Below are 24,556 nucleotides of genomic sequence, written 5' to 3' on the forward strand. Positions count from 1 at the left end.
CCGCATCGCACACGCACGAGCCCCGCCCTTCTTCCGAAGGCCGGGGCTCGTGATCGTCATCTCGTTGCGGGCAGCTCTCGCCCGACAGCTCCGACGGCGCTAGCGGATGACCTCGATGGCAGACACCTTCGGCTGGTTCACCGTGGCCGAGAAGTCGATGTCGAGAACTCCGCCCGTCACTGTGACGGTGTTGGTGGTGACGTAGGCAGCCATCGAACCTACCCGAGCGTTCAGGTCGAGACCGGTGATCTCAGCCGTTCCGCCTTCGAAGTTGGCGTTGAACACTCGCTTGCCGTTCCCTCCGGTCCCGCCACCTGTCGCGCCCCAGTACAGTTCGGCGAAGTGCAGCTTGACGGTGTAGGTGCCGTCAGGTACCGGGATGTCGTAGCCGAACGTGCCGAGGTCGGTCGTTGCGCTTCGTTCACTCAGGTAGATGGCGTCATCGGTGGTCCCTGAGATCTGGGTGACGGATGGGTTGGAGTAGGTCTTTCCTCCGACGAAGTAGGTGTCGGCGAGCCAGCTGGTGCCGTTCGTCGTCACCGCGCCGCCACCCGCATTGATCCGGATCGACTGGCTACCGACGGTCGAGATGTCGACGGCCACACTTGACGACGGTGCCGACACGTTTCCGGAGGCATCGATCGCGAGCACGCGGTAGTGAACCGTGTTGGCGAACGGCAGGGCCGCGTCGCGGAAGCTCGCGGCGGTGAGCGGTACTGCACCGCTCACGTTCGTCCACGGTCCTGTTGCAGACGTCGCCCGCTCGACGCGGTATCCGGCCACGTCAGTGGCTGGACCAGCACCCCAGGCCAGGTCGACTCCAGAACCCGAAACCGCTCCGACGAGTCCGCTCAGTTGGGCAGGAGCCTGCGTGTCGGACGAGGCGACCGGGAGAACGTTGGTGATGAGATAGACGTTGTCCTGGAAGTCACAGTTCGTCGGCGAGATACCGCACTGGCTCGGGGAGCTGATGTAGTCATGCCCCACGATCCACGCGCCCGGGACGATCTTGCCGGCCGCATCGCGTACCGGCCAGGTCTTCACGGCCCGGTAGTTGTTGTTGTTCGTGGTCTGACCTGCAACGACGATCCCGAATGTGCTCGTGGCACCCGGGTTCGTCGACAGCTGGGTCGGGCCGTTCAGCGCGTTGTTGAGCGGAAGGATGCTCTGACCGTAGATGGCGTTGTGGGTGACCGATGTGCCGTTCACGCTCACCGTCTCCGTTTGACCGCAGCATCCGTGGAATGCCGCCAGCTGCCGGACCTGAACAGGCTTCGCCGTGTCGAACCTCTTCCACAGGTTGGACCTGACTTCTTCACCGTTCATCGCGGCACCGGGGTTCTCGGATCCGTTGCCCAGTCCACCATCGGTGAGCGGGCCGACATCTGTTGTCCAGCCGAAGAGGCTGATGATCTGCGGCAGAGTCAGCTCGCTGTTGCCTTCCGGAACCGCCATGTAACCACCGCGCAGGTTCACGATCGTGCTGCCTGCAGCCGGGTCGCTCGACGCGATGTTCACCGTCGCGGTTCGAACTCCCTTGCTGCCTGAGGTCGAAATGAACTTCGTTGTGATCGGCACGCTGGCACCCGGAGCCACCAGGAGCGGAAGCGCCGGCGGGTTCACGAGTTCGAACTGCGTCGGGCTGGCTCCGCCGAGTGTGATGGCGGAGATTCGCAGATCCTTCGTGCCGGTGTTCGTGACGTTCACCGTGGCGGATTCCGTCGTCGTGTGCGTGGTGGTTCCACCGTTGATGCGGTGCATGATCAGCGTGTTCTCGGAGAACCCGGGGATCACAGGGGTGGTGGCGCCGCCTACTCGTGTCGCCTGCTGGTTGCGCAGTGTCAGGGTGCCGCCGATGTTGAGGATTTCGAACGTCACCTCTCGCACGGTCTGGCGACCTTCACTGTCTGTGGCGGTCACCGTCAGCACGTAATTGCCGACGGCATCCAGCACGATCGGAGCGGTGTACGGCGTCTGTGCGCCACCGTTCACGGTGTAGACGAGCGACTCGAGCGCTTCACCGTTGCCCGCGGCCGCCTGAACGGTCACGTTGGCGGTTCCACCCGTCCACGCTGCGCCGACGTCGGCGCCGTTCGCCTTGATTCCCACCGTGGGAGCGGCAAGAGCTGCTCCCTGGATGGTCACCCAGTTGAACTTCGTGTTCGTGCCTGTCGGGTTGAGTGTGAGCTTGCCGTCAGCGACGATGACGGTGGCCGTTCCAGTGGCGAACGGTGTGCCGTTCGTCGGGGTGAAGCCGGTGATGAGGGCAGATCCCTCAGCCGACACCCCATGCACGGAGTCGAGGAATCCTGCATCCCCGACGGATACCGACACCGTGTATGTGCCGTTCGCCAGGGCGTATTCCCACACGCCGTCTGAGGTACCTGCTGTGGATGAAGCCTGCGTCAGGATCAGCGTCTGGCGCGTCACGTCACCGGCCGGGAAGGTGATCCCAGAGGATGCCGCGGTGCGGTGGCGTGTGTTCGCCGACCGGTCGGCGGGCTGGCCGTTGACGAGCCATCCGAATCCAGGCGTTGCGGCATAGGCAGCACCGGTGTCAGCGAGCCATCCGCTCGGCACCGTCGTTGCCGACGGCTGGAAGTTGATCTTGGTCAGGGGCTGAGCAGGTGCGTCCAGTCCGTCTCCCTTGATCGACACCCAGTTGATCTTCGTGTTCGAACCGGTGTTGGCGATCGTCACCTTTCCATCTGTCACGGTCACGTCTCTCACTCCGGTCTGGAATGGAGTGGTTTCGGTCGGAAGGAAGTTCGCGATGACCGGCTGGCCCTCGACGCTGACGCCGTGGGTCGAGTCGATGTAGTTCGCATCACCGACCGAGACCGCGACCTCGTAGGTGCCGTTCGGAACCTCGTATTCCCAGATGCCGTCGGTGTAGGTCGGCTGCGACTCGTTGTCGAGGAAGGCGAAGCTCCGCAGCAGCGGGTCAGTGGGGAAGGCGATTCCCGACATGGGGGCCGTACGGGTGCGGGTCGCGACCGTGCGGTCGACTGGCTGCCCGTTTGCGGCGTTCAGCCAGCCGAAGTTCCGAGCGTCGGAGTATGCCGCTCCGGTCTCTGCCGTCCATCCCGCAGGAGTGGTTGCTCCGGCTGTCTGGAAGGCCACCTTCACCTGGGCGCCATCCGTCGGGTCGTCGCCGCCGGTGTCTTCCACTGGAACGACGTCGATGTAACTGATCTTCGTGTTCTGCCCGCCGATGGCGTCGACGGTCAGCGCGCCGTCCGTCACCGAGACGGTCTTCGTCGCGGTGGTGTGACGGGTCGCGGCGCCGGCGGCTCCGGTCGGGGTGAACAGGTTGATGAGTGACGTGTTCTCCAGGTTGATCTGGTGGATTTCCGGATCGGATGCCTGCGGGGCGGGGTCGCCGACCCCAACCGTCACGGTGTACTCACCATTCGGGAGCGCTAGCTCCCAGAACGCTCGGGCGACCGTTCCGTTGAAGGTTCCTGCGACGTCGGCGGACTGCATGTGCATGAAGCTGTCGAGCCTCGTGTCCGGCTGGCTGGTGGCACGGTCGCGACCGTTGCCCGGGGTGGTTCCACCGACGGAGAGATCGAGATCGTTCTCTGTGACCTGATCCTTCCAGCCGTAGGTGAGTCCGCTGCCCTGGCCGACTCCGGTGCGAGGCGCGTACGCCTGTCCGTAGTCACGGAGGTATCCCGCTGCGAGGTCACCGGCCGCTGTCGTGAAGTCCACTCGGACGGCACCGTCGATCGATCCCGTGTCCGTGACCGGCTTGATGCCCTTCACAAGGAACATGTAGTCCTGGTAGTCGCCGTTGCTGGCGTCCTCGAAGGCCACGATGTAGGAGTTGGGCATCAGCACACCCGACCGGTTCGTGGCCGGGTAGATGCGCGCACGGTGGGCGATGCCGGTGTTCAGCCGATCTTCGGTGTAGCCGAACCGCTGGAACACTCCGGAGTAGTAGTACAGACCGAAGGTCGCACTGCCCGGATCGAAGCTCGTTCCGCTTCCCGACGTCACCGGGGGAAGTAGGGACTGGTAGCCCGCTGAGGAGATGGCGCCGACCTCGCGTCGATCAGCCTGCGCACCGTCACCGGTGTACCAGCCGAACGGGATGTTCTCTCGCGGCGCGTAGTGAGCAAGCGGAGTGATCGAGACCGTACCGGTTCCGCTCTTCACGAAGAGCGGTTCGAGGACTTCGTCACCCTTGGCGGTCGGCTGTACGCCTCCCTCGAGGTTCGTCCATCCGACATCCAGGTCGTGTCCGAGCGTTCCCAGCACGTTCTGCAGGGTCGGCTCGTTGCTCCCTTCGATGCCGTTCATTGTGAGGCCGTAGACGCCGACGGTGACCGTCGATGTTCCGGCACTCAGGGTGAGCTGCGTCGACCGCTGGCCCACTGTGGTGCCTGGCTTGAACTGCAGCCCGACAGTGGTGCTGGCGCCCGGGGCGAGGGATGCTCCGTTGCCGGAGACCACCGCGAACTCGGTTGCGTTGGCCCCGCTGACCGTCGCGGACAGCGTGACCGCTGAGGTGCTGCTGTTGGTGACCGTGATGTTCTTGGTCGCCGACGTCGTGCTCTTGACGGCCGAGAAGATCATCTCGTCAGCAGAGGAGCTGATCGTGGAGGCCTGCTGGCTCGCCGGCACCCGCAGCAGGTACAGCTTCTGGCTGCTCCCACTTCGGTCGTACTGGTTGACGTACAGGTTTCCGTTCCGTGTGTCCTCGACGACCTCGAGCGGGTCATTGAACCCTCCGACACCCTGCATGGTGGTGTTGGCCACTCCGGTGATGCCGACCTCGGTCTGTGCGCCGAGGATCTCGCCGGTGGAGGCATCCGGCTGCAGGAAGATCAGGTCGTTGTTGTTCGAGAAGCGGGTGATGACAAGGCGGCCCTTGAGCTGGCCGCCGAATGTCGCGCTCTGGTATTCGATCGAACCGTTCGGCGACTTGTTGAACTCGAAGTCGTACGCGATGCCGCGGTAGTTCGGGTCGGCTTTCGTGCCGAGCGGGTACTTGGACCCGCCCTGTCCGGCCGACTTCGGCGGGTTCGCCGGGTCGTTGCCCTCATTGAGCACGAACTCGCACCTGGTCGGGTTCGGGTGTCCGTAGTAGCCACCCTCGACGACGTCGAACAGAAGGTCACGCTGCGTGGGCTGGTTGGCGATCGGCTGGACCGAACCACCGGTGTAGCCACGACGGACACACTGGGGCGTCACATCCGTGCCGTCGACCGTCGAGAACCCGGGGATTCCCGCGGCGGCTTCACGAGTGAAGGTACCGTCAGCGTTGGCCGTGACACCAGGCGTGTTGGCGCCGCCAGCGGTGCCGTTCGTCGCCACGTAGAGGTGCCCGTTGGAGTGCCACACGAGGTCGTACGCGTTGCGGATACCGGACGCGTAGATCTTCAGCGGTGCGGTCGGGGTGTAGGGGTTGTACGTTCCACCCTGCGCGGTCTTGACGCTGATGGCCCCACCGCCGGCTGCGGCGGACGCCACCTGGCTGTTGGCCGGATCGAAGACGAGCGTCGCCGCTGTGAGCAGCTGTTCGCCGCGCTGACCCCATGAGTTGTCGAGGTCGCCCGACGCCTGGTTGGAGCCCTGCTGGAAGTAGATGCGTCCGTCGGGTCCGTAGGCCATCGAGTTGGTGAGGTGGTCAGACAGCGACCGAGGCAGCTCGCTGAACACCTGGTTGCGCGTTGCGAGGTTCGGCCCGGTCAGCATGCTGATGCCGCTGACCCACTGGCCCTGCTCGTTGAAGTTCGCCGTCGTCGTCGTGACCCACAGCTTGAGGTTTCCTGCGGTTGCGCTCTTGTCGAAGACGAGACCGATCATGGCCATTCCCTGGTAGCCCAGGTCTTCCTTGTTCGACAGCGTGCCGTCGGCGTTCACCGTGAATCGGTACAGTCCTTCACCGACCGAGGCGGCGTAGAGCTTGTTGTCCGGGCCGAAGGTGAATGAAGACCAGTACGTTCCTGCACCGATCGGCAGCTCCACCTTCTCGAACGCGATATTGGTGGCCGGGGTGAAGTCGTCGCTCTCGACGATCTCACCGGTTCCGGTTGTGAACACCGAGGTGAAGGGAACGAACGGGGCGCCGTAGTTGTCGAGCACTCCGCTCGTCACGACGAACCGGTAGCGCGTGCTGGGCTTCAGCGGGTCGGTCGGCGCAAGCGAGATGACGTCGTTTCCGCCGGACGTTCCCACAGTGGTCGGCACCTGGGTTCCGCTCGGGAGCTCGAAAAGCTGAACGTTGTTGGGCAGAGAGAGGGGGTCGACTCCGACGCCAGCGTACGGAATACGGATCGTTGCGGAGACTCCGGCGTTGACGTCGTGGTTCGACGAGCGGTTCTCCGGAAGCACGGTGTCTACGTGGGGTTCACGTTCGATCCCCTTCACGTCGACGTAGCCGAGCTTGGTGTTGGTGCCGCCCAGGGCGTCCACCGTCAGTTTTCCGTCCCAGACACCGACGGTTGTGGTCACGGTCCTGTACTCGGCCGCCGCGGTGGCCACGTACGATTCGATGCCAACCGAACCCTCGATGTTGATGACGTGGTTCGAGTCGTAGACGCCTTCGGCGCCCGGTTCGTCACCGACGGCCACCGTTACCTCGTAGAGGCCTTGCGGCACGGCCAGCTCCCACTGGCCCTCGTTCTTCACCCCGTTGGTTCCGGTGCCGCCGTTGACGTCGCCGTACTGCATGTGAATGATCGAGTCGACACGTTCTTCCACTCCGACACGGCCGCGATCGCGGCCGTTGCTGACCAGGTTCAGGACGTTGCCGTCTGCATCGATCCAGCCGTAGCTGAGACCGGTGCCCTGGTTGGTGCTGGTGCGAGCGCCGTAGGACTGGCCCCAGTCGGCGACGTAGCCGGCTGCCGGCACACCGTTGGTGGCGGTGAAGTCCACCTTGACGTCGGTGGTGTTCGGTACCACAGGCACAGCGAAGACCTCATTCGAGGCTTCGGATTCGTTGCCGGCCAGGTCGACAGCGACAACAGCGTAGAAGTACGTTGTGCCGTTCGACACCGTGGTGTCCGTGTAGGTCAGTCCGGTGAGAGGAGCGGCACCGGAAACGATCTCGCCCTCGTTCAGCACGGAGGGCTCGAGTCCGCGGTAGACCAGGTAGCCGATGGTGTCGGTCGAGGAGGAGGCGCTCCAGGTGAGCGTGACGATGTCATCGCCCCCGTCAGCCACGAGAGCGCTGGGCGCTGCCGGTGCTTCCGTGTCCGGCTCCTCGGAGTACAGTCCCATCGCCTCGTTGGAAACGACCGACTCGTTGCCGGACGCGTCCACAGCGGTTACGACGTAGTAGTAGGTCGTTCCGGTGACGATCGTCGAGTCGAAGTACCAGGCCGTCGGTAGTGGCGTCGTGCCACTGAGCGGCGTACCCGACCCGTCGACTCCGGCAGCGGTCCCGCGGTAGATGCGGTAGCCGACGGTGTCGCTGGAGGAACTCGTCGCCCAGTCGAGGCGGATCGAATCATCGGCCTGGGAGGTCACGAGCTCGCTCGGAGCGTTCGGGGCCTCGGTGTCTGCACCGGTCTTCTCGTAGTCGACGACGAGCTTGGCTCCACCGAAGGCCTGGAAGTACTCGACGACCACGATGTGTTCGCCCTCGGTCAGGGCAGCCGAGCCGATGTGCTCCTCTGTCCCGCCCTGGGGCACCCACGAGTCGATGATGGCGACGCCATCGACGAACACCCTGACACCGTCATCGCTGAAGACCGAGAACTCGTAGGTTCCGGCGCCCTCGTTGACGATCTTGGTGAAGCGTGCGGAGTACTGGTCAGGTCCGACACCTGCGGGGGCGGAGGTCTGGTCGATGTCGGTCACACAGTCCGTCTCGATGGCCGCACCTGCAAGTGCGGTACCGGAGAAGTAGTTCACCGACCACTCGGATGCCGTGCACCCGGTCGTGAGCTTCTCGTAGTCGACGATGAGCTTCGCGCCACCGTATCCCTGGAAGTACTCGACGACCACGACGTGCTCGCCCTCGGTCAGCGTGACCGAACCGACGTGCTCGTCCGTGCCGGCCTGGCCGTACCACTCGTCGATGACGTCTACGCCGTCGACCGTGACCCGGATGCCGTCGTCGCTCAGTGCGGAGAACCGGTAGGTGCCTGCACCTTCGTCGATCACTTTCGTGAATCGGGCAGAGTACTGGTCAGCACCAACACCCACCGGGCCATTGCCCGCGTTGAAGGTCTGGTTGATCTCGGTCACGCACTCGGACTTGATCGCGGAACCGTCGAGATCGGTGCCGGCGAAGTAGTTCACCGACCATTCGGCCGTGATGCATTCCGTGACGGCCGGCGCATAGCCCACCTGCAGCTTCGCACCGCCGTAAGCCTGGTAGTACTCGACCGTCACAATGTGCGGGCCGTCGGTCAGTGTGACGGAGCCGACGTGGAGTTCCGTGCCGCCCTGGCCGTACCACTCGTCGATGACGACAGCGCCGTCGACGAAGACTCGCACACCGTCATCGCTCAGCGCGGTGAAATCGTATGTGCCTGCACCTTCGTCGATCGTCCGGGTGAACCGGGCGGAATACTGGTCCGGCCCGACGCCGGCGGGTGCCGAGGTCTGGTCGATGTCGGCCACACACTCAGCCGCGAGCGCGGAGCCTGCCAGGTCGGTGCCGGAGAAGTACTCGACAGACCATTCGGAGTCGATGCATCCCGTGACGAGCTTCTCGTAGTCGACGATGAGCTTCGCTCCGCCATAACCCTGGAAGTACTCGACCACGACGACGTGGGGGCCATCGGTCAGAGTGATCGAACCGACGTGCTCGTCCGTGCCGGCCTGGCCGTACCACTCGTCGATCACGACAGCGCCATCGACCAGAACCCGGATACCGTCATCACTCAGTGCGGAGAACCGGTACGTGCCTGCACCGTCGTCGATCACCTTCGTGAATCGGGCGGAGTACTGGTCAGCACCGACGCCCGCTGGTGCAGAGGTCTGATCGATGTCCGTGACGCATTCGGTGGCAATCGCGGAGCCGTTGAGCTCAGTTCCCGCGAAGTAGTCCACCGACCATTCGGTGCTCACGCATTCTCCGGGCACGACCGGCTCATCGGGGATCGCCACCTGAACGGCGGGCGACGACGGCGCTGATGTCAGATCGTCTGCGCCGACGGCGACGACGACGTAGTAGTACGTTTCGCCGGCTTCCGCAGTGAAGTCGGTGAACGTCGTCGCGGTGATCGGGCTCGTGTTCACCGGGGACCCGTCGACCGCAACGGTCGCGGATTCGCCGCGGAAGACGTTGTATCCTGCCGCAGCAGCGACAGCATCCCAGGAAATGACCGCGTGATCACCGTCGTCGAGGGCACCGGCGACGTTCGTCGGGGTGGCCGGACCGGTCGGTGCGTCGGGGATCGACACGCTCGCGGGCTGCGAGGCTGCCGAGTCCGTTTCGCCGAGGGCGACAACGACGTAGTGGTACGTCGTTCCGGCTTCGACGGTGTCGTCGGTGAAGTTCGTCTCGGACAGCGGCTCAGCGTTGACCGGGGTGCCCGTGGTGTCGACGTCGGCCGACGGCCCACGGAAGACGTTGTAGCCGGTTGCTCCCTCGACAGCCTGCCAGGTGAGGTCGACACCATCGTCGTCGTTCAGCACGGCAGAAACGTCAGTCGGGGTGGGGAGAGCTGCAGCAGCGACCCGGAAGATCTCGACGTAGGTGATCTTGCTGTTCGTGCCACCCTGCGCGTCGATGGTGAGCTTTCCGTCGGTCACCTCGACTGTCGCCACTGACTCGTCGTATTCGCGAGCTGCCGTGCCGGGGAACGGAGCCAGGAACTGGACGCCCTCAGCGCGGAGCGCATGCGTGCTGTCGTAGTTACCCGCAGATGAGTCGCCGACAGCCGCAACGACGTTGTAGGTGCCGTTGGGCAGTTGGTACTCCCAGACTCCCTTTTCGGTTGTGATGCCGGTGGCTGGGTTGGCGTTCGTGGTGTCGCCGTACTGCATGTGCACGAGCGAGGCGAGTCGGGCATCCGTCGTCACACCGGTGTTGGTGCGTACGCGGGCGTTGAGCGAGAAGTCGAAGGGGGTTCCATCGTCGGCCGTGATCCAGCCGTACCCGCGGGTTGCGTCATAGGCAAGGCCGGAGTCCGTGGAGTAGCCGTTGACCGTCGGACCTGTCGCGGTCGAGAAGTTCACCTTCTCGACGAGCGCGCCCTGGGGCGACGGGGACGTAAGTGCGGCGGACTGGGCTGCCGGTGAGACGTTCCCGCTGGTGTCGACCGCAGTGACGGCGTAGTGGTACCCGACGCCGATGAAGGTGGTGGAGTCCGCGAACGTGGTGCTCGTGACGGGGCTGGCACCCGAGATCGGGGTTCCCGTGGTGCTCACCGGGGTGGTCGTCGACCGGTAGACCCGGTAGCCGGCGACATCAGCATCTGCTGACGCAGCCCAGCCCAGGTTGATTCCGCTCGGCGTCGCCTGGCCGATCAGGTTCGTGGGGGCAGCTGGGGCGGTGGTGTCCAGTTCTGACACGGCGAACGAGTCGAAGGAATAGACCAGCGGTGTTGCCACCGGCATGTTGCGCTTCGTGGTGAAGATACCGCCGAACGAGTCGACTCCTGGCAGTTCCGTTCCGGTGAGGAGAGACCCGTTGAAGAAGCTGGCGGGGACGTCGAGTCCTGCCGCCAACGGGATTACGGCCCCGGTTCCCAGCCGGTAGCTGGCGTTGGCCTTGCCCGTGAGTGTGTTGATGTCGAGCTGGAGGGTGACCGCGGTTCCGTTGGGGATGGTCGCCGTGGTCGTGTCGACGTTCACCTGGTATGCGGCGGTGCTGGCGGATACCGCCGCGACCTCGCGGGCCAGCTGGATCTGACGTGTGTTGGCTCCGACGGTGGTGCCGGGGGCTGCCACGACGAATTTGACGAAGTTGTCGTCATTGGCGCCGAACCAGAGGCCGGCCTGAGCCGAGTTGTACGCTCCGGTCGGGCTGGCGACGACGGTGCTGAGCCGGAGTATCTTGCCCTCAGCGTTCAGCCCGACCCCCAGGGTGTTGTCCTGCTGGTTGCGCGTGGCGCCGTTGCCCGCAGCGGGGTCGTTGTTGAGGTATGCGATGCCCTTGGTGGCTGTGATGTTGAGCGTGCCGCCACTCACCGAGAGGTTGTCCGGCAGATACCACTGCGGATCAGCGGTCGATGGCTGGACCATGGTGAACCCGGTGCCGACGTCGCCGCTGGCGTTCAGCCCACCCTCGGTGCCGTCGAAGGTCAGCGCCTTCGTGTTGCCCGTCGCGGCGATTTCACCTGGCTGCAACGGCGAGTATGGCGTCGATGCCCAGTCGGCCGTATTGGCCGGGACCTCGGCGATCGGAAGTGCGAAGGCCGGAGTCGCGCTGAGAAGCGTGATCGCCAGCGCGGAAATCGCGACAGAGGCTCCGGCACGAAGCCAACCGGAGGAGCGAGACTCGGAGGACGAAATGCGCAACATGGTTATCCTTCTCTGCCAGCGCATAGCGTCGCGAGTCAGCGGCCAGCTTGTGAGACGGCTGGTGCAGGTTCGGGTAGCGATGTTCGGGCATCTTTGACTGCCGCAACCGGCAGAACCAGTTACATGCATCTTCGGTGATGGATCGGGTAGATCGGGTCGGGCTCATCGCTCCCAGGAAGCGATGGCCACGGTCCTGAAATTAGCGAAGAATCCTCACGTTCCGCTATCGTGATGAGGATTTCACCCCCGCTCTGGGGGTAAACGTCTCATCAGGGCAGTATTTGATCCGGATGCTCGGTCGTCAGGACATCGTCAAACATCCTGAGCCTTTGGTTCCGTGAGGCATACCGCGGGTCGCATCCAGCGCGAAGTCGGCGGGATGTCGGTCAGCGGGAGATCGGGTCGGGGTCGAGGGAGCCGCCCATCGGCTTCATTCCGGCCCTCATTCGGGCCTTCATGCGGGTCTCCCTGCGCACGAAGGGCCGTTCCGCCAGGAGTGAGAACCCGTAGCTGGCTGCGATGATCAACGGGACGCCGAGCGCCCACCCGAGGACAAGCTGGGCTGGCCTGTCGAGCGACAGCGGGTCGACCACCGTCTGCCAGAACACCTGAAGCAGTTGCGCGTGCACGAGGTACATGCTGTACGAAAAAGCGCCGACGCTCGCGAGGGGGCGCCATCCGAGTGTTCCCGCCAGGCGGTCAGCCCTGCCGAGTCCGATTGCGACCAGAAGCGACACGACACCCAGCCCTAGCACAAGGTCGAGCCAAGGGAAGTTCGAGACCGCCCAGGCGAAATCGTGGGTCAGGCACAGGCCGACCACGGTCATGATTGCGAGTGCAGAGATCGCTGTCCAGGGCACGCGCCGTGCAGGTCGGCGCGTGGGCGACGATGAGGCATCCGCCGGCAGCAATTGCGAAGACCACGTAGTACTCCGGGTGGAGGCGGCCGAACTTTTCGCTCCAGGCGGTGAGCACCATGCCGAGCACGCCTAGACCCGCGCCGAACGCGATAGCGACGACCCAGGTGGACCGGGTCCGGATGAACAGGGTCACAGGCACGAGGAAGTAGATGTGCCATTCGACGGAGATGGACCAAAACGTATACGCCGCGTCCTGCACCGGGATGATGTCTTGCAAGAGCAGGGCATCGACCACCCATCCCTTCGGGCTCGTCGGGACCGACTGGTCCCAGTGGGTTCCGGTAGGAGAGCCGATGAGGACGAGGACGAGGACGATCGTGATCAACAATGCGGCCCAGAACGGTGGGAGGATCCGCCACGCGCGGCGCTTCACGAAGCCGAAGACACTTCCAGGAAGGCGACCTGATCCATGCGCGAGCGCGATAAAGAGCGAATATCCTGCGAGAACGATGAACACCGTGACCCCGAAGTGTCCGTAAACCATCCAACCCACGGCGTATCCCAGGATTCCGGTGGGTTCGATCCCATCACGTATCGGGTACGCCATGCAGTACGTGTGATGCACCAGAACGAACAGCGCCGCAATAGCACGAGCGCCGTCGAGATAACCCACTCGACGAGCACCGACCGGTACCGCAGACGGCAGCTGCACGCCGCCGCTTCCCTGCTCAATCGATCGGCTCACCGCTTCATTCCGTTCCCGGCACCAGTCGGCGCCTGTCGCCCCTCGTCGAGGGAGCCACAACCTCAGCAATGTATTTCGCCCGCTGCTTCCAGTCCCCGACGCGCCGCACCGTCTCAAGATTCCTGTCGACGAGAGCCTGGTGGGCGTCGAGATCCTCGGCGATCGACCTCAGTTGACTCGGGGCATCGCGCACATCCGCTTCGATGACCGGGTTGTAGCCGAAGAGATCGACGAGGTCTGCCGGAGCGTGACCCAGCACGAGGCATCCAGATGCCATGGACTCCAGATAGCGGTGCGTGAACGTCTCCACTGCCCCGGCTTCTGCCGGGTGCGTCATGCTTCGCGGAAAACAGACCGAAATCGCCGACGAGGCGAACCCGTCGATGAGTTCAGCCCGACTGTCGAAGATGACACTCCCGCTCACCGCCTCATACTTCGCCTCGAGCTGGTCGAGCAGGCCGGACTGCTGCACAGGGTCATGCCACGCGTCCCACCTCCGCCCGAGCTCGAGCACCCCGATCGGACGGTCGATCAGGGGAACACCGGGGCGGTAGTGGCTGACCGTGGTCGCCTCTGGCAGATAGAGCAGCCGGCCCTCGAATCCGCGTGCCCGCAACAGATCCCGCGCCGCTGTGGAGGTACAGAGCACGACCGGCACCCTGAAGTCCTGCAGGAGCTCGATCCAATCCGCGACGGAGTCCTCCCACACGTCCCACGCCAGAACGACAGGACGGCCCCGTATCGCGGCATCCGCGAGCTGGTGTCGGCGAGGGCCCATGAGCGGCACCACGATCGGGCGGATCCCGCGGGCGGAGGGGCTGAGTCCCAGCCTGCTCACCACTTTTCCGTAGAGGCCGCCCACTCCGACGGTCACGCCACCCTGGGCCGTCAACGCGTCGACGACCGCCTCGACGGGATAGAACGACGGGTGCGGCCAGGGTCGGGGACTGGCCACCAGGAACCCTGTCATGCGGGGTCGTTTCCGTCGTGGCGGCCGATGAACACCAGCACCCGGATCGTGCCTGGCACGAGCTGAAACACGACGATGCCGCAGAGCAGGCTCAGCGCAACGCCGGTCACCCCGAGCGGACCAGCGGTCAGCGCAGACGCGGACAACACGAACACCCCCATGAGCACGGCGAACAACGCCTGAAAGCGCAACCCCGGCGCATCGGTCAGGTACATTCCGGACGGAATGTACAGCGCCTGAATCAGCACGGTGGCGCCGAGAATCCAGAAGAGCTCGGGCGGAAACTGCACCGCGTTGTTGACCGCCAGCCCGGAGAGCCAGGGACCGAATACGACCAGACCGGCAGCACCGGTCAGGCCAACGAGCGCGACTATCTTGAGGCCGGTCAGGTATTCGGCGGCGCCGCTCTCCGAACGAGCGCGTGCACCGGCGAACTCACCCCACAGCGATTGACCCGCGACCTGGGCAATGGAGAACACCGGAAGGAAAGCGACCATGGCGGCTGAATAGACGGCGACATCCCCGAGCGTGGCCTGCCAGCTGAGCACAAGCCTGCCCGTCTGAAAACTCACCGGAAGCGAGAGTGAGACGATCAGCATCGGCCAGGCGGTTGCCCACAGGACCACTCGCGTGGTCCCTCGTGGTGTTGCCTGCGCTGCACGGCGAGCATCCCGAGCGACCCCGACACGCGAGGCGACCGCGGTCGCCACCCAATGCGAGACGAGGATGCCGGCGGTCGTCGCGACGAGAGCGGCGAAGATCGTCGGCGCCCAGATCGTGGCTGCGAAGACCAGCAGCAGGGTGATGGGCGGTCCGAGCCCCTGAATCCAGACGGACCAGCTGTTCTTGCGCATGCCGAACAACATCGAATGCCCAAGCGACCCCGGAACAGCTACGGCGAAGAGCACCATCGCGCCTGCGATCCCCCAGTTGACGGTTGCCGAGTCCGGGAGGCCGGTCAGGGTCGGCCAGGCGCCGAGGACCGCGATTCCGAAGACGGCGAGGAGCACGCTTGCACCGACCAGAAGGAGAACACGACGAGCCCTGGTGAGGGTCTCCCGGTACTCCTGCGCGCGAGCGGGCAGCGCTCCCGCCGCGTTGGCGACCGCGGCTCCCACGCCCAGATCGATGAAGGGGAAAAGGAAGGGCAGGGCGGCAATCAGCGAGAAGATCGCGTAGCCATCGACACCATAGGCATCCGTGACCAGGCGGGCCGTGAGAATCGAGCAGACCCCGGTGAGCGGCAACACCGCCACCCGTGCTCCTGCGGACGAGAGGATCGCCTGCGCAGCACTGCTTCCCTTTGCCGTCCTGTCGATGGGCAGGGCCGTCGCCTTTCCCGTCGACCCGTCGATGGTCACTGTCAGCGCCTTCCCCGACCGGCGAACGCTGCACCGCGTCGCCGCAGTTCGCGGAAGCAGGCGATCGAGAACGCCGCCGCGAGATCGACAGCCCGCGAACCGAGCACCGGCACGCCGTTGTGCACACGCATGCGGTGCCACAACCGTTCCCGAGCAAGGAAGCTGCTCTGCGAGTGGACGCCACCGAGCAGGAAATCAGCCATGAACCGGACCCAGGTGACCGGTTCTGCAACGGCGGCGGCACGAATCGCGAGCTCCTGGTCGGCGGCGAAGCCGAATCGATCGTCGAAGCCGCCCACGCGTCGGAGCAGGTCGCGGCTGAGGTACGTTGCGGGCCATGGCGCGAACCGAAATCCGAGGTGCAGACGCCGGCGGCGGAACGGCGACTGAAGCGAGCCGGAAATCACCTCGCCGTGCTCGGCGACGTACCGGACCGCGCCGTATCCCCACTCCCAGTCCCCGCGCGCCCATTCCTGCGACACGAAATCCAAGACGCCGGGGTCGGTGAAGCAATCACCGGAATTGAGGAACACCAGCAGTTCCCCCGTTGACCGATCGATGCCCTTGTTCATGGCGTCGAAGATCCCCCGGTCGGGCTCAGACACGAAGCGGGCGCCGGGACTCGACGCGACATAGTCGGCCAACACCTCGCGGGAACCATCGGTCGACCCGCCGTCGATCACCCAGTGTTCATAGCCGCCGCCTACCTGCGCCTGCACGCTCGACAGCGTCTTCGTGAGCCCCTCACGATCGTTGAGGGTCACGGTGATCACCGTGATCGTCGGCCGGGATCGCGTGTTCACGTGTACTCGCTCCATTCGAACTCCGAATTGCGTCGTCGTTCCGCCTCGCGAGGCAACCACGCGATCACCGCGAGGGTGGCGGCCAGCGGCGCGAGGGTGAGCGGGCTGAAGAGCAGATCCCATGCGGCGCCGATCATCAGCACAGCGACAGCCGCCATGAACGGTGTGCTCAACCGGAGGGAGTCGAGCGACAGCAGCGTCTTCCCGATGAGAAGAACGACAACGACCACCAGCGCGAAACCCAGAACGCCGTACGTGCCCCAGAAGGTCCACAGCACCGAATGGAACGACACCTCTCCCGATCGGAAGTATCCGGATACCGTGCCAGAGTCCTGCAGGGCGCTGTTCGAGAAGGGCATGGCCCGCACGGCTGTCGACCAGTCTGTCGACGAGGGCGACACACCCAATCCGAGTCCGAACGGATGCCGCTCGGCGAGCGACCAGGCCGCTGCCCACTCCGGCCGTGCGCCGAGGAGGAGATTCCCGGTCACGTTGGATTGTTCAACGGTGCGTCGTTGCACCGCCTCGCCCAGGACTCCCTCTGTGGCGAGCGTCGACAGCAGCCAGGAGAATGCCAGCACCCCGGCACCGAGGGCGATACCTACGAGCACACGTGAACGTCTGGGTCTTCCGGGCCTTTCCCTGGATGTGCGCAGGACGTAGATGACCACAGCTCCCGCGACCAGCACCTGAACCCACGACCGATACGAGAACAGTGTCGATATGACCACGAGGACGGCAAGCGCGGTCATATTGAGCACAGGCCCGCCGCGGCTGACGAGGCTCAGCACGAGCACACTCACGGGCAGGGCGAGACCGTACTTCCAGGGATTCTCCGCGAAGCCATCGCTCATCAGCGGGGCAGAACCAATGAGCCCGACCGCCCACAGGATCAGGAACCGATTGAGTCCGAGAACGGTGAGCGCCCACGCCGCAGCCGCGGCCGACAGCACAAGGCCTACCAGGATCGACGCCTGGTACGTCGCGATTCCCGGGTTGAAGTATCGCCCGGGGTCCGCGTTCAGACCGGGCTCGATCAGGAGAGCACCGCCGATCAGGGCAAGACCGGCGATGGCGGTCACCGCGATGCCGGACCGCGACGAGAACCACGGTCGAAGAGTCACGGGAAAAGCGAGAAATGCCAGAGCGACACCGAAGGAGATGTTGGCAGAGAACGGCGTACGGAAGGCGAGAAGCAGAGTCACGGCGACGGCAAAGACGAATGCAACAGTCGACGGCCTCCCGGCCGCGCCGGGAACCGCGAAACCGGTGGCGGGTGCAGCGCTGCCCTGAGATCCGATCACGGCGCTCATCGGCTCGCCGCCCTGGACACCGCTTCGGCAACAAGATCGCCGCCGGTCTCGCTCGAGAAACGTCGTAACCATTCGTCGATCACGGCGAACGGGAGCGAACGCGCCTCCAATACCGCGAGTGCATAAGCCGGAACCGAATCCGTGGACGCGAGCACGGCGGTGATCCCCGGAATGCAGGCATCCGCCACTCCGAGCGCTCGTGAAGAGACGACTGCGGGAATGGAGGCGGCGGCGGCTTCGACGAGCACGTTGCCGAAACCCTCCACCTTCGACGGCATCAACAACACGGAATGCCGCGTGACGCGGTCGAACCAACGATCCGCCCATCCGTGGAACGTGATCGGCACGCCCAACGATCCGGCCAGTGTTCGCATCTCGTCCTCGAGCGGGCCCACCCCGAAGACATCGAGTGCGACCGGAATCGAGTGATCGCGGGCGAGCGTGGCCGCGACCTGAACCGCGGTCAACGGTCTCTTCTCAGGAGAGAGCCGACCGGCGAAAACCAGCCTCAACGTCGGATCCGTTTCAGCGGATGCCGGCGGCGGGCGGCGCGTACCGCTGCTGTCAGCGACCGGGTTGACGACCACCCAGAGTCGCGACGAGTCGAGGCCGTACAGGGCAGCCATCTCTGCGGCGACCGGGTGCGAGACGGCGATCCACGATCCCGCGCGCCTGTAGAGCAGTTTGGCGAGCGCCAGCTGGAACTTCGTCGACCGACTTGCCGTCGCCCGCTGGGGAACATGCAGTGTGTGATCGCTGATCGTCACACTGGGCCGGACTCGCGTCGGAAGGGAGGCCGCGACGATCAGCGCGATGAGGTTCCAGTACGGCATCACCGACAGGACCGCGTCGACCGGGGTGGCACGGACTGCTCGCCGCACCATGGGTACTGCACCCACGAAGCTGCGCAGGCGGCTGCTCACATCCACGACCTCGAGATGTGTCGTGGCCAGGTCAGCTTCCGAGGGGTTGGTGAGCAGAACGCGCACCCGGTAACCCCTCGCCTGCAGAGCGGATGCCCACAGCGACGCCACATGCTCGGCGCCACCACCGGACAGACTGGGGGCCAGGATCGCGACGGTGCCCGGCTCTGCGGTCTTCACTGCAGATCCTCACGTGCGAGATGCACGCCCCACCGATCGTGCATCAGGATCGACCGCCAGGCGATGGCGAGGAACGCGGGTCCTTTCACGAGATATCGCGTTTTCAGCCGCTTCGGCTCCTGGACGAGCCGCCACAGCCATTCCGCTCCGAGGCGTCGAAGAACACTCGGCGCACGGCGCGCCGTTCCAGCGGCGAAATCGACCGCGGCGCCGGCGCCGATGTACACGCCGGGCGGAAGCATCGAGCGCCAGTGCATGAACCACATCTCCTGCTTCGGTGCCCCGAGACACAGGAAGACGATGTCCGCAGACAGGGCGCGCAGGTCGTCGATGACCTCTGTCGAGCGCGGATCGTCCACGACGGCGAGGTGCGGAAATGGCACGCTCACCACGTTCGCCCCCGGATGCGCCTCCTGCAGTCGCGCGACAGCCAGCCGGCTCACACCCGCGTCGCCGCCGGCGATCGCAATCGTCCACCCTTCACGCTCGGACTCGCCGACAAGAAATGGCAGGAGGTCGGCGCCGGTGTGCCGATGAACGCCCGTCGCTCCGAGAAGCCGCGCAAGCATCGTCAGCGGGGCCCCGTCGATGAGTCGAAGAGCCGCGTCCTGATAGGCCCCACGGAACTCCGGATCCCTGTCGAGATCGATTGTCTGGTCCACGTTCGGTGTGACGACCAGCACGGGCTCAGCCAGCGTGCGCATGGCACGGATGCGTTCCAGGAGGACAGCAGGTGATCGCCAGAACAGCGGCTCTCCCGCCAAAGTCAGGCGGCCATCCGGGTGCACACGGAGCGTGGTGGCGGAGTCGGTTCGCAGTCTGAGGTCACCCATCGGACAACCAGCCGTCGTAGATCCGACCGATCACATCGGGCGCCCCGAGTGAAGCCACCCTCTCCCGGACGACGGATCTGCTGATCGTTTCGGAGGATGCGACGCGGCCGGCGATCTCGCTCGGCTCCCGGCCGGTCACGTAACCGGTGTTCCCGTTCACCACGAGCCGGCCGGTATCCGAACCCTGTGTCACGACCGGCACGAGTCCGGCGACCATGGCTTCGACCAGCACACAGGGGAAGCCCTCGTACCCGGGATGCGACGTCATGAGAAAGACGCCGCCACGCGCCAGGGTCTTCGCGACCTCAGCCGGTTCGACCCTGCCACGGATCAGCACCCGGTTCCGGAGCTTGGGGGGCATCTGCGCGACACGATCGTGCAGACCGGCAAGGCGTGTGCCGGATCCCAGAATTTCTAGAGACCAGTCTCGTTCGGGATGGTCGGCGCTGAGCTGTTCGAACGCGTCGATCGCCAGGGCGGGGTCTTTCGGGGATTCGAGCCGGCCGACCCACACGATCTTGTGCGGGTCGCGGTCGTGACGGCCAGCGACGACCAGATCGGGATCGAACCAGGTCGGTGAGAAGCGCGTTCGTGGATTCCAGCGGCGAACGGTGACCGCGAAGTCCTCATTGAAGACGGTGACGGACTTTGCCGTGCGCACGACGCTCTTCTCGAGCCGTCCGTGTGCGTCACGGAACAGTCGCCAGAACGAGTCCGACGTGTCGCCGGTGAGTCCGTTCCTCTGGGTGTGGATGAAGTAACCCTGAGGTTCCCGCAGGAGGAAACGCAATGCGAGCGCGACATCCATTCGGTGCGCCTCGACCATCCGTCGTTGAGGAAGACGGTGTCGATACCGAAGGAGACCGGCGATCAGTCGAACCGAGTGCGGAATCCGCCTCGACAGGTCAGCCGGGTCCAGACGAACGACCGGCAGAAACCAGACGTGACGCTCGCCGAACCGGTGTCGCTCCCACCTGCCGAGGCGGCGGGTTGCAGGGCCGGAGCCGGTGTCCACGCCGACGATCGCGAGCTGCAGTCCCTCCGGCGCGTACCGGCAGATGCCGCGCAGGATGGTGTCGATTCCTCCGGGCGATGGCCGCGCGGGATCGAACTGATGAACAACGATCCGATCGACCGTGCGGGGCTCGGACAGATCCTCAGGCGCCCGCGCTCCGAGGTCGGCTGGGCGCTTCATTTTTTGAGTTTCACGCGTTTGGCAGTTGCGGTGTCCGGTTCGTACCCGTAGGTGCCGTACCCCAGTTCGTAGCCGTACGAGACCGCGCTCGACCCCTTGGTCGGCAACATCGTGAGAACGACGCCCGAGACCGGTGCGCCGACGTTCGCCAGCGCGGCGAGCGCGCCCCGGAGCTGGTTCTTGTGGGTGCGGCCGGCTGCGACCACCATGATCGTGCCGCCCACCTTCTTGGCGAGGATCGCCGCGTCGGTGACCGGCAACAGCGGCGGTGAATCGAAGATGACAACGTCGAAGATGCCGTTGAGTTCGGTGATGAGTTGCGACATCCGTGCGGAGCCCAGCAGCTCGCTGGGGTTGGGTGGGACGTGTCCGGCAGGAAGGACGTAGAGTCCGGCCATCCCCCACGGTTGCATGACGTCACTCAGCTCGGCCCGGCCGATCAGCACATCGGTGAGACCGACGACGCCCTCCAGCCCCATGTAGTCGGCGACCGTCGGCCGACGCAGGTCAGCATCGACGAGGAGGACTCGGGATCCGGCGTCGGCGAGTGCGATGGCGAGGTTCGCGCTTGTCGTGCTTTTTCCCTCGCTCTGGATGGAGGAGGTGATGACGAAACTGCGGTCGGATCGAGCTACTTCGAGGAAGGACAGGTTTGTCCGCAGGGTCCGGAACGATTCGGCACGACGACTTCGCGGGTCGGCGTGCACGGTGAGCGGGCTTTCCTTCGCGTTGGGGTCGAATCCGATGCCACCGAGTACGGCAACATCGGTCACCTGTTTGAGGTCGCTCTCGTTCCGAATGCGTGTTTCGAGCGTCTCACGCAGCACGGCGGTTGCGAGCCCGAGGATCAGCCCGGCTGCCGCACCCAGGGCAAGGTTGAGCGGAATCCGCGGACTCGCCGGCAACACCGGCACCATCGCCTCCTGGGCGCGCGTGAGCTTGACCGGTGAGATCGCTTCATCCAGCGCCGGGCTTTCGACATCCTCGACCACGGCAGCCAGATTGTCTGATGCGGAGTTGGCGATGGCGGCGGCACGTCCAGGATCCGTATCGTTCACCGTGATGGCGATGATCGACGTATCCAGCGGTGCGGATGCCACGATCTGCGTCGCCAGAAGTTCTGGCGTGATATCGAGGTCGAGCTGGCGGATCACCGGTAACAGAACGAGGGGTGTCAGCACGAGGTCGGAATAGGTTCTCACCCGCTGCACGCTGAACGCGTTGCCCTGTACCAGGTCGGAAACGGTGCCGGCGGATTGTGTCGACACGAAGACCTTCGCGGTCGCGCTGTACGAGGGAGTCTGCAGCGCCGAGAACGCAGCTGCGGCTCCGACGCCTAAGAGCGTGACGGATGCGATGACCCACCAGCCTTTGCGCAAGACGCGGAAATAGTCGCGAAGATCCAAGGCTCGGCCAATCTCACGCGCAATAATCGGGGTGATGCGCGAAGTATCAGTCATGGTGCCACAGGTGAGGGTCAGCGCTTCTCCCCCAACCCGGGGGGTAGTGCCCGATCGAGGCACTTTTCGAAGGCCGTATGCACGCCTCGTATGCGGCAAATCGAGCCCGCAGCAGAGGCCAGAAAGCCCGCATTCTTCAGGCCGCTACTGCGGTCTCGACGCACACAACGCTGGCACGAAAAAGGGAGCCCTCGATGGACTCCGCTTTTCACAAAGAATGTGGCGAGTGAGGGATTCGAACCCCCGAATGCTGAGCAGTCTGATTTACAGTCAGATCCCTTTGGCCGCTTGGGTAACTCGCCAGACGCACTCGACCGACTTGAACAGACAACCGAAGGCGCGTGAAAATAGTACCCTTGCCCGTCGTCTTCCGGAAATCGGCGCCGGTCAGGCCCCAACGACCGGAGGCAGTTGCAGCAGTGCGCCGTCGCTCCGGCAGGTCAGCGCCGCGATGAGCATCGCCTCGTCGAGCAAACGCCCCCACTCTGCGTCTCCCGCCGGCACCCCTCCGGTGAGGATGGCATGCACCGCAGCCGCCAGCGTCGCATCCCCGGCTCCCATGGTGTCGATGACCGGCCCCGGCAGGTCGACGATCGGGCGAGAAACCGTTCCGGTGACTGTCGAGACGGATGCCCCGGCGCGACCGGCCGTCGCGAGCACGTTCGCGGTTCCGGCCGAACGCAGCCGGTCGACGAGCTGAGCCAGGTCGATGCCGTACAGCAGGTCGGCATCCTCATCTCCGACCTTGCAGAGCAGGCTCGTAGCGCCGAGTCGTTCGAAGTTGGAGACGAATCGCCCGGCATCGTGCAGCATGCCCGCCCGGGGATTCGGATCGATCACGAGGCGTCGCTGCGGGTTCGCGACGGCATCCTCCAGCGCCGCGGACTGTTCGTCGTCGTCGAAGGGGAAGCAGCTCACGACGACGAGGCGGGCATCCGCGATCGCCAGCCGCTCGTCGTCGCCGAAGACGATGCGTCGCCCCTGGGCGGCGGCATTGAAGATGTACCGGGGTTCGCCTGCGCTGCGGTCGCTGGTCGCCCGCGACGACCCGAGCGGGCCGGGCGTCGCCAGCAGCTCGACCCCATACTGGTCGAGGAACAACCGGATGCTCTGCCCGTCTGCGTCATCCCCGACCATGGCGAGAAGCGTCGTCGGCACACCCAGCCGAGCCAGGCCGACCGCCACGTTGAGCGCGGCGCCGCCGACGAAGTCACGACTCCCGTCAGCATCCCGGAGTTCGTCGATGAGCGCATCACCGATCACGATCACCCGGCCGTCGTCCCTGTGCATGCGTACCCTTTCGTCAGAACCGAGCGTCCCATACCCGCTAAACATCCGCCACTGCGAGCATGCCCCTCACCCGTCGATATGCTGGCCACTGGCATTCACGCGCACAAGAGGAGTCCTATGGCGGGCATCGAAGAGGTCGCGCGTCTCGCCGGCGTTTCAACGGCGACGGTGTCGCGCGCGCTGAGCGGGCGCGGCTACGTGTCTGAGAGCACCCGGCTGAAGGTCGCCCAGGCCGCCGGTGAGCTCGACTACGTCGTGTCGTCCAACGCCTCAAGCCTCGCCTCGGGCCGCACCCGCAACGTCGGTGTGGTCGTGCCCTTCCTCAACCACTGGTTTTTCGCGTCGGTCATCGAGGGCGCTGAGAGCGCTCTACTCCGCCAGGGTTACGATCTCACCCTCTACAACCTCAGCGGAGGCGGCGAGGAACGCAAGAGTGTGTTCGACCATTTCCTGCTCCGCCAGCGCGTGGATGCCGTGATCGCTATCGGTCTCGAACTCACCGAAGCGGAGGTGTCGAGCCTGCACGCCATGGGCAAGCCGCTCATCGGTGTCGGCGGCCCGATCACCGGTGTGTTCAGTCTTACCATGGACGACGTCGCCGTCGCCCGCCTGGCCACCGAGCACCTGATCGAACTCGGCCACACCCGCATCGCCCACATCGGTGGAGGCAAGGAGTTCGACCTGGACTTCCATCTGCCGTCCAACCGGCGGATCGGCTACGAACAGGCGCTGCAGGATGCCGGTGTCGAGGTCGACGGGTCACTCTTCCGCCCGGCCGACTTCACCCTCCCCGGCGGCTACGAAGCCGCCAAGCAGCTGCTCGGCAGCCCGCGCAACCGGCCGACCGCGATCGTGGCATCGTCTGATGAGATGGCGATCGGCAGCATCCTCGCCGCCCGCGACCTCGGTCTCTCGGTTCCGCAGGACCTGTCGGTGGTCGGCATCGACGACCACCAGCTCTCGACCTTCTTCGGGCTCACGACGGTGGCACAGTTCCCGAAGCGGCAGGGCGAGCAGGCTGTCGAAGCGCTCATGCAACTGCTCGAGCCGAACCCCGAGGTGTCTGAAAACGCCGACGTACCTCTGCCGTACGAGCTCATCGTGCGCTCGTCGACTGCGCGCCCAGCCCCGTAGGCGAGCGAACCCGCAGCGAGCTACTCAAGCCCGTTGGGGCGAGCGCCGACCACCGG

At 65.1% G+C, this 24,556-nt stretch carries 12 protein-coding genes, 1 tRNA gene and 1 pseudogene; 1 reads left to right on the top strand and 13 read right to left on the bottom strand.

Annotation, left to right across the window (positions count from 1 at the left end):
- Positions 1–99: 99 nt before the first annotated feature.
- The 13 genes and pseudogenes from IWX78_RS01025 to IWX78_RS01085 form a co-directional block, all read right to left on the bottom strand.
- Complete coding sequence (locus IWX78_RS01025; protein ID WP_196831539.1) at positions 100–11,433, bottom strand: PA14 domain-containing protein; 11,334 nt, start codon at positions 11,431–11,433, stop codon at positions 100–102.
- A gap of 386 nt (positions 11,434–11,819) precedes the next feature.
- Positions 11,820–12,260 carry an acyltransferase family protein gene (locus tag IWX78_RS01030; protein WP_334684478.1) on the bottom strand — a complete coding sequence of 147 codons (441 nt, stop codon included), beginning with the start codon at positions 12,258–12,260 and terminating at the stop codon, positions 11,820–11,822.
- A 133-nt stretch (positions 12,261–12,393) separates the two neighbouring features.
- A pseudogene (locus tag IWX78_RS01035) lies at positions 12,394–13,038 on the bottom strand (acyltransferase family protein); the annotation flags it as partial.
- A 4-nt stretch (positions 13,039–13,042) separates the two neighbouring features.
- Positions 13,043–14,008 (bottom strand): glycosyltransferase family protein, encoded by a 966-nt coding sequence (locus IWX78_RS01040; RefSeq protein WP_196831542.1) that lies wholly within the window; start codon positions 14,006–14,008, stop codon positions 13,043–13,045.
- Entirely contained in the window at positions 14,005–15,369 is a 1,365-nt protein-coding gene (locus IWX78_RS01045; protein WP_196831543.1) for a lipopolysaccharide biosynthesis protein, read from the bottom strand. The genes IWX78_RS01040 and IWX78_RS01045 overlap by 4 nt, the downstream gene beginning before the upstream one ends.
- Before the next feature lie 2 nt (positions 15,370–15,371).
- Positions 15,372–16,172, bottom strand: a complete 801-nt coding sequence (locus IWX78_RS01050; protein ID WP_196831544.1) for a glycosyltransferase family 2 protein — start codon at positions 16,170–16,172, stop codon at positions 15,372–15,374.
- The gene (locus tag IWX78_RS01055; protein ID WP_196831545.1) at positions 16,169–17,485 is read right to left on the bottom strand and encodes a hypothetical protein; all 1,317 of its coding nucleotides are present in this window, start codon (positions 17,483–17,485) and stop codon (positions 16,169–16,171) included. Before IWX78_RS01055 ends, IWX78_RS01050 begins: the two co-directional genes overlap by 4 nt.
- Positions 17,482–18,588: a glycosyltransferase gene (locus IWX78_RS01060; protein ID WP_196831546.1), complete on the bottom strand. Its 1,107-nt coding sequence runs from the start codon at positions 18,586–18,588 to the stop codon at positions 17,482–17,484. The genes IWX78_RS01055 and IWX78_RS01060 overlap by 4 nt, the downstream gene beginning before the upstream one ends.
- The gene (locus tag IWX78_RS01065) at positions 18,585–19,421 is read right to left on the bottom strand and encodes a WecB/TagA/CpsF family glycosyltransferase (protein WP_196831547.1); all 837 of its coding nucleotides are present in this window, start codon (positions 19,419–19,421) and stop codon (positions 18,585–18,587) included. The genes IWX78_RS01060 and IWX78_RS01065 overlap by 4 nt, the downstream gene beginning before the upstream one ends.
- Positions 19,414–20,616, bottom strand: a complete 1,203-nt coding sequence (locus IWX78_RS01070) for a glycosyltransferase (RefSeq protein ID WP_196831548.1) — start codon at positions 20,614–20,616, stop codon at positions 19,414–19,416. The genes IWX78_RS01065 and IWX78_RS01070 overlap by 8 nt, the downstream gene beginning before the upstream one ends.
- Positions 20,613–22,076, bottom strand: a complete 1,464-nt coding sequence (locus IWX78_RS01075) for a polysaccharide biosynthesis tyrosine autokinase (protein WP_334684479.1) — start codon at positions 22,074–22,076, stop codon at positions 20,613–20,615. Before IWX78_RS01075 ends, IWX78_RS01070 begins: the two co-directional genes overlap by 4 nt.
- Before the next feature lie 220 nt (positions 22,077–22,296).
- Positions 22,297–22,378, bottom strand: a tRNA-Tyr gene (locus tag IWX78_RS01080).
- Between the two features lie 85 nt (positions 22,379–22,463).
- Positions 22,464–23,366, bottom strand: a complete 903-nt coding sequence (locus IWX78_RS01085) for a PfkB family carbohydrate kinase (RefSeq protein WP_196831549.1) — start codon at positions 23,364–23,366, stop codon at positions 22,464–22,466.
- 117 nt (positions 23,367–23,483) lie between these two features.
- On the opposite strand from IWX78_RS01085, the gene IWX78_RS01090 reads away from it, so the two are divergent.
- Positions 23,484–24,500, top strand: a complete 1,017-nt coding sequence (locus tag IWX78_RS01090) for a LacI family DNA-binding transcriptional regulator (RefSeq protein WP_196831550.1) — start codon at positions 23,484–23,486, stop codon at positions 24,498–24,500.
- Positions 24,501–24,556: the final 56 nt, after the last annotated feature.

It is taken from the genome of Mycetocola sp. CAN_C7 (assembly GCF_015752285.1).
Classification (GTDB): Bacteria; Actinomycetota; Actinomycetes; order Actinomycetales; family Microbacteriaceae; genus Mycetocola_A.

Bases quoted from the DNA above. Each gene is read 5' to 3' on its own strand.
- IWX78_RS01025 (WP_196831539.1), bottom strand. From the start codon at position 11,433: ATGTTGCGCATTTCGTCCTCCGAGTCTCGCTCCTCCGGTTGGCTTCGT.
- IWX78_RS01030 (WP_334684478.1), bottom strand. From the start codon at position 12,260: ATGACCGTGGTCGGCCTGTGCCTGACCCACGATTTCGCCTGGGCGGTC.
- IWX78_RS01040 (WP_196831542.1), bottom strand. From the start codon at position 14,008: ATGACAGGGTTCCTGGTGGCCAGTCCCCGACCCTGGCCGCACCCGTCG.
- IWX78_RS01055 (WP_196831545.1), bottom strand. From the start codon at position 17,485: ATGAGCGCCGTGATCGGATCTCAGGGCAGCGCTGCACCCGCCACCGGT.
- IWX78_RS01065 (WP_196831547.1), bottom strand. From the start codon at position 19,421: ATGGGTGACCTCAGACTGCGAACCGACTCCGCCACCACGCTCCGTGTG.
- IWX78_RS01070 (WP_196831548.1), bottom strand. From the start codon at position 20,616: ATGAAGCGCCCAGCCGACCTCGGAGCGCGGGCGCCTGAGGATCTGTCC.
- IWX78_RS01075 (WP_334684479.1), bottom strand. From the start codon at position 22,076: ATGACTGATACTTCGCGCATCACCCCGATTATTGCGCGTGAGATTGGC.
- IWX78_RS01085 (WP_196831549.1), bottom strand. From the start codon at position 23,366: ATGCACAGGGACGACGGCCGGGTGATCGTGATCGGTGATGCGCTCATC.
- IWX78_RS01090 (WP_196831550.1), top strand. From the start codon at position 23,484: ATGGCGGGCATCGAAGAGGTCGCGCGTCTCGCCGGCGTTTCAACGGCG.